Origin of the sequence: Citrobacter sp. wls714 (genome assembly GCF_005281025.1) — a bacterium.
In the GTDB taxonomy this organism is placed as follows: Bacteria; Pseudomonadota; Gammaproteobacteria; order Enterobacterales; family Enterobacteriaceae; genus Citrobacter; species Citrobacter werkmanii.
This window is the reverse complement of record NZ_SZWZ01000097.1, coordinates 182,488-194,095: the sequence shown is the minus strand read 5'-3', so window position 1 is coordinate 194,095 and position 11,608 is coordinate 182,488. Positions and strand designations below refer to the sequence as shown.

Here is an 11,608-nt window from a genome sequence, read left to right as displayed (position 1 = left end):
GTCTGTACGAAATGAAACCTGCCGGATGCCTTATCCGACCTTCGACTCTATTTCCTCAAACATATCTGAATCCTTTCTCTGCTAATTAAAACCGTGACTTATATCTCATAATTAATTATAACAATTATATAACATTTAATTTACCAAAAAAGACACAACTAGCATTGATAAATTCACGCGATCCTTGGCAGGGGTATAATTCGAATGGCTGATAGCAGTGTAACTGAGAACGGAGCGCTGACAGATGGCGATACTCGTCGCCGTATTTGGGCGATTGTTGGAGCATCATCAGGGAATCTGGTCGAATGGTTTGATTTCTATATCTACTCTTTCTGCTCTCTCTATTTTGCACACATCTTTTTTCCCTCTGGGAACACCACCACCCAACTTTTACAAACTGCCGGCGTTTTTGCCGCAGGCTTTCTGATGCGCCCTATCGGCGGATGGTTGTTTGGTCGCATTGCCGATAAGCACGGGCGTAAAAAATCCATGCTGTTGTCAGTTTGTATGATGTGTATGGGATCGTTGGTGATCGCTTGTCTTCCGGGGTATGAAACGATAGGTACCTGGGCTCCTGCGCTACTGCTGCTGGCCAGATTATTTCAGGGGCTGTCTGTCGGCGGTGAATACGGGACCAGCGCTACCTACATGAGTGAAGTGGCTATTGAAGGTAAGAAAGGTTTTTATGCTTCATTCCAGTACGTAACGTTAATTGGCGGGCAGCTACTGGCATTGCTGGTTGTGGTCATTTTGCAGCAAACGTTAGAAGACTCTGCGCTCAGAGAGTGGGGATGGCGTATTCCATTTGCGCTGGGTGCAGTGCTGGCTATTGTCGCGCTATGGCTGCGTCGTCAGCTGGATGAAACCTCGAAACAGGATGTTCGTGCGTTAAAAGAAGCAGGCTCTCTGAAAGGTCTGTGGCGTAATCGCAAAGCCTTTGTCATGGTGCTTGGCTTTACCGCTGCTGGCTCGCTGTGTTTTTACACCTTCACAACCTATATGCAGAAGTACCTGGTTAACACCGCCGGTATGCATGCCAACGTAGCCAGCGGGATTATGACGGCGGCACTGTGTGTATTCATGCTGGTGCAACCATTGTTTGGCGCTTTGTCAGATAAAATTGGCAGACGTACTTCCATGCTATGCTTTGGCGCATTAGCCGCGATTTTTACCGTTCCCATTCTGACAGCGTTGCAAAACGTGACGTCTCCGTATATGGCGTTTGCTCTGGTAATGTGTGCCTTGTTGATCGTGAGTTTCTATACGTCTATCAGCGGCATTCTGAAGGCAGAGATGTTTCCGGCGCAGGTGCGCGCCTTGGGGGTTGGGTTATCTTATGCGGTGGCGAATGCCCTGTTTGGTGGTTCAGCCGAATATGTTGCCTTATCCCTGAAATCCATCGGTATGGAAACCACATTCTTCTGGTACGTTACCGCGTTGGCAGTCATCGCATTTTTAGTATCGCTGATGCTGCATGGCAAGGGGAAAGGGCTGCGCCTCTAATGATGTGCCAGTTGCCAGACTGCATAGCCGGTTGAGGCGCCCGCAACATCCCAGGCAAAGTCCTTCCAGCTCCAGCCGCTCCCAGCGGGGCGGCTGTCCCACAGCTCTTTTGATGCGCCCAGGCTGACTGAGAACATCAAACCAATAGCCGCACTGCGATCGCTGCTGTAACCCTGATGCTGGGCATATTCATTGCCGGCTGCGGCAAGCATGGCGGAGGCGATAAAGTGTTGAGCTTTGTCTTGTCCGCTCCAGCGGTCGTTTGCCATGTGGCTGCAGCCCGAAATAGCCAGGATACTGGTAAGAATAAACAGGCGCACCGTTGTCTCCATAGGAAAAACCCCGTCACTGGACGGGGTCTTGGTTACAGAATACGGCTAATTAATCTGTCGATACGAATACGGCGTAGTCGACGGATGAGCTTGCGCACCTTGACTGGATAGTCAGCAATGCTTTGCAGGTCGCGGTAGTGCTTCACCACGGTGGTATGCGTGCGGATAAGCTCCAGCTCTTTATCGCGCTGGGGCGCCAGCTCTTGCTTAGGATCGTGGATAAGGATGGCGTTTTCCAGATCCAGACGCCAGGCTCGAGGATTGAGGTTGTTGCCGGTGAGCAGCATCCATTTATCATCAACCCACATGCCTTTCAGATGATAAGTGTTGTCATCATCTTTCCATAAGCGCACGACCAACTGATCGGTATTCACATAATATTGCAGTCTGCTCAGAAAACGGCGCAGATTAATTTCATACAGATAAGGCAGCGCGCCGATGATTTTAAAAGGCTCATCTTCCGGGATGTAAAAGTCGTTGGCAGTTTTATCACCGACAATGATTTCGACCTTTTTCCCTTCACGCAGCAGCTGAATGATATTGCGCACCAGTATGGCGGGCAGATTGAAATAAGGGGTACAAATTGTGAGTTTGTGCTCTGCGCAGGGCATGAGGTGGAAAATAGTCTTATTTAACAGACTGGATTTTCCGAGTCCAACCAGCGGCGTAACAGAAAGCTGTTCATTATCCGCATCCCCCTGAAAATGGAATGACGCATCCCGCAGTTCCTGACGGTACAAGCGAATGTCGTTTTTAATTTCCGGGCTTTTAGGGCGATTGATATCATCAAGACGATTAACGCCGCGACCATTCATCAGGTTTTGCGCCACCCAATTGAACATGATATCGGCCATTTGCGCGTTGCGAATCAACTGATAACGGTCGTAGCGATATTTATCATGCTGATGCAGATAAACATCGTTCAGGCTGGCGCCGCTATACAGGACGCTGTCATCGATGATAAAGCCTTTGAAATGCAGAACGCCAAGGGCTTCGCGCGTGTTAATCGGCACGCCATAGACAGGAATATCGATACCAGGGTTTTCTTGCGCCATGCGGCAATACCAGTCAGCGTTGGTATTTGATGCCGCAGCACCAATGCGCCCGCGCTGGGCTCGGTGCCAGTCGACAAGCACCCGGACATCCAGTTCAGGACGCTGCCGTTTTGCCGCATAGAGCGCGTCGAGTATGCCTTTGCCACCGTCATCCTGTTCCAGGTACAGCGCAATAATGCAGATCCGTCGCGTCGCGCTGGCTATTTTTTCCAGCAGAGTCTCCCTGAAATTAGCGGGAGCATAAAAGAAATCTACATCATCAACTGACTGAGAAATCTTGGGTAGTTGGGCAAGGTGTTGTTGATGTTTATTACGCTTAAATTTTGACAACATCACAGTGCATTTCTTCTCTGTTCATTGAAGGGTCCTCTGTGCTATGCAGACGACATAAGCGGGCAATGATACCACCAGTACCCATTAATGTGGTCAACATTTCCAGTACCTTACTCACGATTCCTCAAATTGGGCCAGATTAAGCGTTAGCCCAACAATCCCCTCTTCGAGTTGGACGTCAACAACGAACCCTAGTTTCCGGGCCAGGGCGACCATACCGCGATTGTTTGGCATCGTAATACCATTCAAACGTCTAAGTCCGTGATCTCGGGTATAGGCAATTAATTTTTCCATCAATCGGCGACCCAGTCCAAGTCCTTTGAGATCAGAACGAACCAGGACGGCAAACTCGGCATCTACGTTATCAGGATCCGAGATAGCTCGCGTCACGCCGAGGATCTCTTCATGATTATCTCTACAACGCACAGCGACAAAGGCCATTTCACGATCGTAGTCGATCTGTGTCATATTGGCTAAATCTTCATGGGTAAATTCGTTGATCTCACTAAAATAGCGATAATAAAGATCTTCTTTTGTTACCTGAGAAATGAACTGCTGCAGATGAGGTTCATCCTCTGGCAAAATGGGGCGGAACAGGCAGCGCTCGCCGTTCTTCAACTCCACCCACTCTTCAAGCTGATGAGGGTAGGGACGTACAGCCAATCTGCTTTCGTTATCGCCTGTGAAGGGGGCAATGTCCAGCGTGACATCCAGCGCGGTAAATTCACCGGCGGAGGCCAGCAGCGGATGGATATCCAGACGCTGAATTTCCGGACAATCGACGATCAGGTTGGATACCTGCACCAGAAGCTGGCTTAGTCCGGCGATATCCAGTGGGCGTAGTGCGCTACGAGCGCGGATCTTCTTATTTTTGATCCCTTGGATCACCAGATAACGCGCCAGATTCATGTTCAATGGCGGCAATGCCACCACGGCTTGCTCTTCTGGTCGCCACTCAACCCCACCTTCACCCAGCATAATCAGTGGGCCAAATACCGGATCGTGTTCAACGACGACGCGAAGCTCCTGCGCGCCAGCGCGATTCGCCATGCTTTGCACTAATAAACCGTGGATGCGCGCTTGTGGCCAGGCCATTTTCACCCGATCAAAAATCGCGTTCGCGGCCTGCTGTACCTCTGTTGCCGTTCTCAGGTAGAGCATTACCCCCTGAACTTCCGACTTATGCGGGATATCAGGTGAACGCAGCTTGAGCGCCACCGGATAGCCGATCTGCTCTGCGATATGCACAGCTTCCGCGCTGTCGCTGGCGATCCAGGTCGGGAGCGTGTGTAAGCCATAAGCTTGTAAAATCGGCTGCACTTCATGGGTGTCCAGCGATGTGGCTCCTTCGGCAATCGCTTGCTGTAACAGATTATGCGCCTCGGCAGTATTAGTGGTCAGGTAGTCCGGTAGCGCAGGCGTTTCTCGCAGTTGCTTCTGGTTACGCCGATACTCGACCATATGCATAAACGCGGTGATGGTCCCTTCCGGCGTACGGTAGGTGGGCAACCCTGCTTCGCTAAATAGCCTACGGGCTTCCTGAGAAGAAAACTCCCCGCACCAGTTGGTCAGTAAGGAGATAAATTTCCCTCGTGGATGCTGCTTTACTGCTTCGATCAACGCTTGTGCGCTTTCGGTCCCGGGGGCGGCGGCGCTGGGCGAATGAATCACCATCAGCGCGTCGAAGTCCTGACTGGCGAGCAAAATATCCAGCGCTTTTACATAGTGTTCGCTACTGGCATCGTCACGCAGATCCAGCGGGTTGCCGATATCAACATGGGCTGGTAGTGCATCGCGTAATTTCTGGCAGGTATCTTCACTCAGCGTGGCGAGTTTGCCATTTTTCGACCATAGCTCATCCAATGCCAGTGCGGCAGGTGCGGCGCCGTTACTGATGATCATCAGCCTGTCACCACGCAGCGGGCGCATGTGACTCAGGGTTTCGACCGCTGAGAACAGCTCGTGAGTGTCTTGTACTCGCAATAAACCGGCGCGCTGGATTGCTGCGTCCCAGGCTGGGTCCATTCCGGCGCTGGTGTGCAGCAAACGCTGCGCTGCCGGGCTACGGCCACTCTTAATCACCAGGATGGGTTTGTTGCGCGCGGCGCTACGGGCGGCAGAGACAAAGCGCCGGGCATCGCTCAAATGTTCGAGATAGAGCAATATCGCGCTGGTTTTGCTGTCGCGCGCCAGGTAATCCAGTAGTTCATCAACGTCGATATCCAGGCTGTCACCCAGTGCGATGAAGTAAGAAAAGCCCATTTCTCTCTGCTGTGCCCAGTCGAGTATGGTATTGGATACGGCGGCGGATTGAGAGATAAAAGCCAGCTTGCCGCGCTTAATCGGGACGGGGGAAAAGCTGGCGTTAAGCCCCTGCCAGGGGGCGAGAAGTCCCAGGCTGTTGGGACCCAGCAGGCGTATTTTATAGCGTGAGGCGCAGGCCAACAGTTCTGCATGTTGGGCCGCGGGAGCCGAAAGAATAATGCAGGTTTTACAGCCTTTCTCGCCAAGTGCTTCGAGTAATGCCAGGTTACGGCTGGCATTGGTGCACAATACGGCGAGGTCGGGGCTAAAAGGCAAGCTACTGATATTGGGCCAGGCCAGTACGCCCAATACCGCTTTCCAGGCGGGCGTCACCGGTAGAACTGGCCCATTGAAACCGCCGGCAAGCAGATTACGCATCATCAGGTAACCCGCGCGGTTAGGCTTCATCGACGCCCCAATCACCGCAATGGATTTCGGTCGCAGTAGTGCTTCCAGACCACGTTGACTCATATCGGCTTCCTTAATGACTCCAGTGACCGAATGATTTTAAACGCTTTCTGTGGAGTCTGCTGTGACGCTCCCCTGATGTTGGGTTTTTCCTGCCAGGTAACGGGTTTTAAAGCGAGTGAAGTGATCGCTTAACCCTTCCGCAGCTTGCGTATCACCAGCCAGATCCAGCAAAGCGATAGCCACTTCGGCAGTACAGTATTGCCCTTCGGCGTGAATACCACGCAGGTGATAAGCAGAAAGGCGCGATAAATCAACGGAGATCACCGGCAGGTTGTCGAGGTACGGGCTTTTGCGGAACATTTTACGCGCTTCCGGCCAGGTGCCATCGAGCATGATAAACAATGGTGGTTTACCGGTTGGTGGCGTGAAAATCACTTCGCGCTCTTCGCCCGCATAGGAAGCCGGGAACACGACCATCGGCTGGTAATCAGGATTTTTCACCAGATCAAGCAGCGCCTGCGGCGGTTCGGTGCGTGACCACTGAAAAGCCGCGGTATCTGGTAAAATATCGGCGATTAAACGTCCCGTATTGCTGGGCTTCATTGGCTCGGTATCAAACATGACCAGACAAAAACGGCTTTTTGCCTCAGACGGTACTAATGTTGCACACAAGCAGAGTTTCAGCGGCAGCAGGCAGCGCTGGCAGCGACGAATACGGTTACCTCGGGCGAGGAAAGGACGGGTGGCGCGCGCGAGGCGCTCAGCGCGTAACTGAAGAACAGCGTTATCGGTCATGGGGAAACACGTTGAAAAACGCCATTGTCGCAGAGGTGAAAACGGGGCACAAGATGCGCCCCGTAGAGATTATAGTGATTCGTTAAGCCAGCTATCAAACGGTGCCTTAGGGACGGCGCCATTGAGCATGTCGACGATTTCACCTTTTCTGAAGATCATGATGGTCGGAATACTGCGGATACCGAAGCGGGCGCTGAGTTCACGCTCGGCTTCCGTATTTACTTTAACAAAACGCACTTTACCGCTACGCTCTTCCGCGACATCTTCAAAAATTGGGGCAAAGTTACGGCATGGCCCGCACCAGGGGGCCCAAAAATCAACCACCACCGGGAGATCGTCTTTTAACAGTTTATCCAGTGTTTCACCGGTCGCATTGATCACCTCCCCATCAAACAGGTCGTGACCACAGCGTCCGCATTTAGCCGCTTCCTGGACACGATCGTCGGGAATGCGGTTGATTGCCTGGCAGCTGGTACAAACGGTATTCATAACTAACCTCTGGATGAGTAGTGTGGACTTCATGGCAGTGACGCCAGTATGTTTCTATTATGTTACATATTATCGGGGAGTCTGTTCTAAACAACAATGCGTTTTATTCAATGAGTACAATAGTCCTTAGCTTTTAAATGAAATAATGGCTAACGACGTGCACATCGGGTAATCTGCGCGCTTCGCGCAGAGCAGGTGGAGAAAAACATGAGCGACGAACTGAAGAACAAAAACGGCAAGGTCAAAGTGATGTACGTCCGCAGTGACGATGACTCGGATAAACGCACCCAAAATCCACGTACTGGTAAAGGCGGCGGACGCCCCGGTACTTCCCGAGCCGAAGGCGGTCGTCGCCCTGCCCGTGATGACAGAAAGGGTCCGAACAGCGAACGCGGCCGTGAACGTGGTCGTGACCGCGATGCAGAACGCGATCGCAGACGTGAAGATTCACCATGGCGTACCGTGTCCCGCGCACCGAATGATGATGTTGCGGATAAAGCCGATCATGGCGGTATTAGCGGCAAGAGTTTTATCGATCCTGAAGTCTTACGTCGTCAGCGCGCGGAAGAAACCCGCGTTTACGGTGAGAATGCTTGTCAGGCTCTGTTCCAGAGTCGCCCGGACGCTATTGTTCGCGCCTGGTTTGTGCAGAGCGTAACCCCGCGCTTTAAAGAAGCATTACGCTGGATGGCGGCAAACCGCAAAGCCTATCACGTGGTTGATGAAGCTGAGCTGGCGAAAGCCTCCGGTACTGAGCACCATGGCGGTGTTTGTTTCCTGATCAAAAAACGTAACGGTACCACTGTTAAGCAGTGGGTGGGTCAGGCTGGGGCGCAGGATTGCGTACTGGCTCTGGAAGACATCGCTAACCCGCACAACCTGGGCGGAATGATGCGTAGCTGCGCCCACTTTGGTGTGAAAGGCGTGGTGGTACAGGACGCGGCGCTGCTGGAATCAGGTGCGGCAATCCGTACCGCTGAAGGTGGCGCAGAGCACGTTCAGCCGATCACCGGTGACAGCATTGTCGATGTGCTGGACGACTTCCGTAAGGCAGGTTACACGGTAGTGATGACCTCAAGCGTGAAAGGCAAACCGTTGTTTACTACCATGCTGCCGGAAAAAATGGTGCTGGTATTAGGGCGCGAGCGTGAAGCGCTGCCGGAAGCGGCATGCTCAGCTGACGACCTGTGCGTGGCGATTGACGGTACGGGTAACGTTGAAACGCTCAACGTATCTGTGGCAACCGGCGTACTGCTCGCGGAGTGGTGGCGTCAGAACAAAGCCTGATAATAAAAATGCCAGCGAATCGCTGGCATTTTTTTACTCGCTTTCTGCTGGTAACACCGGCGTCCAGTCAATCGGTTTTTCACCTCGTTGTTCCAACCATTCATTGGCCAGTACAAAGTGATTGCAGCCAAAGAAACCGCGATGTGCTGAGAGCGGTGACGGATGCGGCGCTTTCAACACATGGTGACGTTGGGTATCAATAATCGCGCCTTTCTTTTGTGCGTGTGAACCCCAGAGCAGGAAAACAACGCCTTCACGGTGCTGATTAATCAAGCTGATGACTTTATCGGTAAAGGTTTCCCAGCCCAGGCTGGCGTGAGAATGTGCCTGGCCGGCGCGGACAGTGAGTACGGTATTAAGTAACAGCACCCCCTGACGTGCCCAGCTTTCCAGATAGCCGTGCGTTGGGCGCGTGAAGCCAGGAATCGTCGCTTCCAGCTCTTTGTACATGTTCAGCAGCGATGGGGGAGTGGCAATACCCGGACGAACAGAGAACGCGAGACCGTGTGCCTGGCCTGGACCGTGGTAAGGATCCTGCCCCAGGATGACGACTTTCACGTCGCCAAGTTCGGTAAAGCGAAAAGCGTTAAACACATCTTTTTGCGGCGGGTAAATTGTCATACCCGACTGACGCTCGCCAGCGACAGTATGTAGCGTGTTAACAAAATAAGGCTGCTGTTTCTCATCTGCCAGCACATCGTGCCAGGTTAATTCGGTGGCCATCTCGCTCTCCTGCGAATTTTCAATCCCTCTAGCTTAACTGCTTCTTACTACGTCGCAAAATTCTCTACGTTTCTCAACGGCCTGGGTCTTAAAGATAGTTGAAAATTTATGTAAAAAGTTTAGCCGCGTACGTGGCGTAAGTTGATGTAAAACAATAAAATCCACCTATCACCACTTTTCATGTGTGGTTTTTGTTGATTTAAATCAAAGATTCAAGGGTGTGTGAGGGGTATATATACACTCAAGCAACAATGGTTTTACCAATTGGCCGGATGACGGCCAACCGAGATCAAATAATTTTGCCGGGGAGGCATCAAATGATTACAGGTATCCAGATTACTAAAGCTGCAAACGACGACCTGCTGAACTCTTTCTGGCTGCTGGACAGCGAAAAAGGCGAAGCACGCTGCATCGTTGCGAAAGCAGGTTTCAATGCAGATGACGTCGTTGCCGTCAGCAAACTGGGTGAAATCGAATACCGTGAAGTGCCGGTAGACGTACAGCCGGAAGTCCGCGTGGAAGGTGGTCAGCACCTGAACGTGAACGTTCTGCGTCGCGAAACGCTGGAAGATGCGGTTAAGCATCCGGAAAAATATCCGCAGCTGACCATCCGTGTGTCTGGTTATGCGGTACGTTTCAACTCTCTGACCCCAGAACAGCAGCGCGACGTTATTGCTCGTACCTTTACTGAGAGCCTGTAAGGCTCGCGGGGAATAACCCCGTTTAGCAGAGAATCAAAAGCGGAGGATGCCAGCGCGTCTTCCGCTTTTTTATATCCGTTAGTAAAAAATTCTCACTGCGCAATAAACTAACAGCAGCGCCAGAATGATATTCAACTGTCGGCCGTAACGGCGAAAGAGACGCTGAAAAAGATGGCCTGCCAGCGCCCAACATGCATTACCAAAGGTGCCGATCAGCGCCAGCAGAATACTCACCCCAATCAGCCAGTGAGCTTCCTGCGTATAGGGCAGTACAAACGTGGATAACGCGGTAATGCCGTACAAAATGATTTTGACGTTAACAAACTGCAAGCCAAAACTCGCCCAGAAGCCGATCGGTTCGGACTGCAAATTATCGTTTGCCGCCGGGCTGGTGGCGATTTTCAATGCCAGCCATAAGATATATGCCGCGCCTGCCCAACTGAGCCAGTGGATGATGGCCGGATCCATCGCGGCAAGCGAAAACGAAATCCCGGCACACATCAGCATGACGATTAAAAAGCCCAGACTCATCCCGGCAAGCACGCGCGTACTCTGGCGAAAACCGTGTGACGTCGCAGCACTGAGCGCAAGGATATTGTTGGGTCCGGGGGTTAGCGCGGTAATCAATGTATAGGTCCAGAATGCACTTAAAAGCATGGGGGTCACTTGTCATCTCCTCTGTTTTGGTAGACAGTACCCGAGTTAAAACATTTAAAAAAATGAATGTTTTTGCATTCTCGGTTCGATGATTTCGATGGGTTGGTGCGGATGGATTTACGTCGGTTTATTACGTTAAAAACGGTGGTGGAAGAGGGCTCGTTCCTGCGGGCGTCGCAAAAACTTTGCTGTACGCAATCGACCGTCACGTTTCATATTCAACAGCTTGAGCAAGAGCTATCGGTGCAGCTGTTCGAAAAAATTGGCCGCAGAATGTGTCTCACCAGTGAGGGTAAACGGTTGATGCCGCATATACACGACCTGACCCGCGTGATGGCATCGATTCGCCAGTCAGCGCAACAGGATGCGCAGCCGAGCGGCGAGCTACGCGTTGCGACCGGCGAAACACTGCTGGCGTATAAAATGCCGCAGGTATTACAGCGTTTTAAACAACGCGCGCCTCATGTGCGGTTGTCCTTACAGTCGCTCAACTGCTATGTCATTCGCGATGCGTTGCTTAGTGATGAGGTTGATCTGGGCGTGTTTTATCGTGTTGGTAATGACGATGCACTTGAGATGATAGCGCTGGGCGATCAGTCGCTGGCGCTGGTTGCGTCGCCTCTGCTTCAGCATGTTGATTTCACCCGGCATAACCAGCACATTCCCTGCAGCTTTATCATTAATGAGCCGCAATGTATTTTCAGACAACGCTTCGAGGGCTTACTGCGTAAACGTCAGATTACGCTGGAAAATACGATTGAGTTATGGAGTATTGAGAGCATCAAGCACTGCGTATCGGCAAATCTTGGCGTCAGTTTTTTGCCGCGTTTTACCATTGAGAAGGAGCTCCGTTCAGGGGAATTGGTTGAGTTACCGTTCAGCGAACAGCCGGAGTTAATTACGGCATTGTGCGGTTACCATGCTGGAAAAGTCGTTAGCCCGGCGATGCGGGTGTTTATTGAGTGTATTGAAGAGAGCTTTGCGATGCATGAAAAAATGCCGGGCTAAACGGCCCGGC

General features: G+C 51.9%; 11 protein-coding genes. 4 read left to right on the top strand and 7 right to left on the bottom strand.

Going from position 1 to position 11,608, the window contains the following annotated elements:
- Positions 1-204 precede the first annotated feature (204 nt).
- Positions 205-1,503, top strand: coding sequence for an MFS transporter (locus FDX11_RS22905; protein WP_042306624.1), 1,299 nt, complete (start codon positions 205-207; stop codon positions 1,501-1,503).
- Here FDX11_RS22905 and FDX11_RS22900 read toward each other — a convergent pair.
- The 5 genes from FDX11_RS22900 to trxC all read right to left on the bottom strand — a co-directional run bounded on the left by FDX11_RS22900 (position 1,500) and on the right by trxC (position 7,222).
- On the bottom strand, positions 1,500-1,835 hold the full coding sequence (locus FDX11_RS22900) for a YfiM family lipoprotein (RefSeq protein ID WP_371414804.1): 336 nt from the start codon (positions 1,833-1,835) through the stop codon (positions 1,500-1,502). The genes FDX11_RS22905 and FDX11_RS22900 overlap by 4 nt on opposite strands.
- A 32-nt stretch (positions 1,836-1,867) precedes the next feature.
- A complete protein-coding gene (pssA, locus tag FDX11_RS22895; RefSeq protein WP_038642732.1) occupies positions 1,868-3,223 on the bottom strand; it encodes a CDP-diacylglycerol--serine O-phosphatidyltransferase in 1,356 nt (451 codons plus the stop codon).
- A 114-nt stretch (positions 3,224-3,337) separates the two neighbouring features.
- Complete coding sequence (gene pat / locus FDX11_RS22890; protein WP_042306626.1) at positions 3,338-5,998, bottom strand: protein lysine acetyltransferase; 2,661 nt, start codon at positions 5,996-5,998, stop codon at positions 3,338-3,340.
- Between the two features lie 36 nt (positions 5,999-6,034).
- The gene (gene tapT, locus FDX11_RS22885; RefSeq protein WP_061382221.1) at positions 6,035-6,733 is read right to left on the bottom strand and encodes a tRNA-uridine aminocarboxypropyltransferase; all 699 of its coding nucleotides are present in this window, start codon (positions 6,731-6,733) and stop codon (positions 6,035-6,037) included.
- Between the two features lie 69 nt (positions 6,734-6,802).
- Positions 6,803-7,222, bottom strand: a complete 420-nt coding sequence (gene trxC, locus FDX11_RS22880; RefSeq protein WP_003037559.1) for a thioredoxin TrxC — start codon at positions 7,220-7,222, stop codon at positions 6,803-6,805.
- Positions 7,223-7,429: 207 nt separating this feature from the next.
- Between trxC and FDX11_RS22875 the strand changes: the two genes are divergently transcribed.
- A complete protein-coding gene (locus FDX11_RS22875; RefSeq protein ID WP_137398573.1) occupies positions 7,430-8,509 on the top strand; it encodes a tRNA/rRNA methyltransferase in 1,080 nt (359 codons plus the stop codon).
- 33 nt (positions 8,510-8,542) lie between these two features.
- Here FDX11_RS22875 and ung read toward each other — a convergent pair whose 3' ends face one another.
- Positions 8,543-9,232, bottom strand: coding sequence for a uracil-DNA glycosylase (ung, locus tag FDX11_RS22870; protein ID WP_042306632.1), 690 nt, complete (start codon positions 9,230-9,232; stop codon positions 8,543-8,545).
- Between the two features lie 317 nt (positions 9,233-9,549).
- On the opposite strand from ung, the gene grcA reads away from it, so the two are divergent.
- Entirely contained in the window at positions 9,550-9,933 is a 384-nt protein-coding gene (gene grcA, locus FDX11_RS22865; RefSeq protein WP_005121223.1) for an autonomous glycyl radical cofactor GrcA, read from the top strand.
- A 78-nt stretch (positions 9,934-10,011) separates the two neighbouring features.
- Here grcA and eamB read toward each other — a convergent pair whose 3' ends face one another.
- Positions 10,012-10,599 carry a cysteine/O-acetylserine transporter gene (gene eamB / locus FDX11_RS22860; RefSeq protein WP_137366358.1) on the bottom strand — a complete coding sequence of 196 codons (588 nt, stop codon included), beginning with the start codon at positions 10,597-10,599 and terminating at the stop codon, positions 10,012-10,014.
- A gap of 102 nt (positions 10,600-10,701) precedes the next feature.
- On the opposite strand from eamB, the gene FDX11_RS22855 reads away from it, so the two are divergent.
- A complete protein-coding gene (locus FDX11_RS22855; protein WP_137398572.1) occupies positions 10,702-11,598 on the top strand; it encodes a LysR family transcriptional regulator in 897 nt (298 codons plus the stop codon).
- Positions 11,599-11,608: the final 10 nt, after the last annotated feature.

Bases quoted from the DNA above. Each gene is read 5' to 3' on its own strand.
- FDX11_RS22905 (WP_042306624.1), top strand. From the start codon at position 205: ATGGCTGATAGCAGTGTAACTGAGAACGGAGCGCTGACAGATGGCGAT.
- FDX11_RS22900 (WP_371414804.1), bottom strand. From the start codon at position 1,835: ATGGAGACAACGGTGCGCCTGTTTATTCTTACCAGTATCCTGGCTATT.
- pssA (WP_038642732.1), bottom strand. From the start codon at position 3,223: ATGTTGTCAAAATTTAAGCGTAATAAACATCAACAACACCTTGCCCAA.
- pat (WP_042306626.1), bottom strand. From the start codon at position 5,998: ATGAGTCAACGTGGTCTGGAAGCACTACTGCGACCGAAATCCATTGCG.
- tapT (WP_061382221.1), bottom strand. From the start codon at position 6,733: ATGACCGATAACGCTGTTCTTCAGTTACGCGCTGAGCGCCTCGCGCGC.
- trxC (WP_003037559.1), bottom strand. From the start codon at position 7,222: ATGAATACCGTTTGTACCAGCTGCCAGGCAATCAACCGCATTCCCGAC.
- FDX11_RS22875 (WP_137398573.1), top strand. From the start codon at position 7,430: ATGAGCGACGAACTGAAGAACAAAAACGGCAAGGTCAAAGTGATGTAC.
- ung (WP_042306632.1), bottom strand. From the start codon at position 9,232: ATGGCCACCGAATTAACCTGGCACGATGTGCTGGCAGATGAGAAACAG.
- grcA (WP_005121223.1), top strand. From the start codon at position 9,550: ATGATTACAGGTATCCAGATTACTAAAGCTGCAAACGACGACCTGCTG.
- FDX11_RS22855 (WP_137398572.1), top strand. From the start codon at position 10,702: ATGGATTTACGTCGGTTTATTACGTTAAAAACGGTGGTGGAAGAGGGC.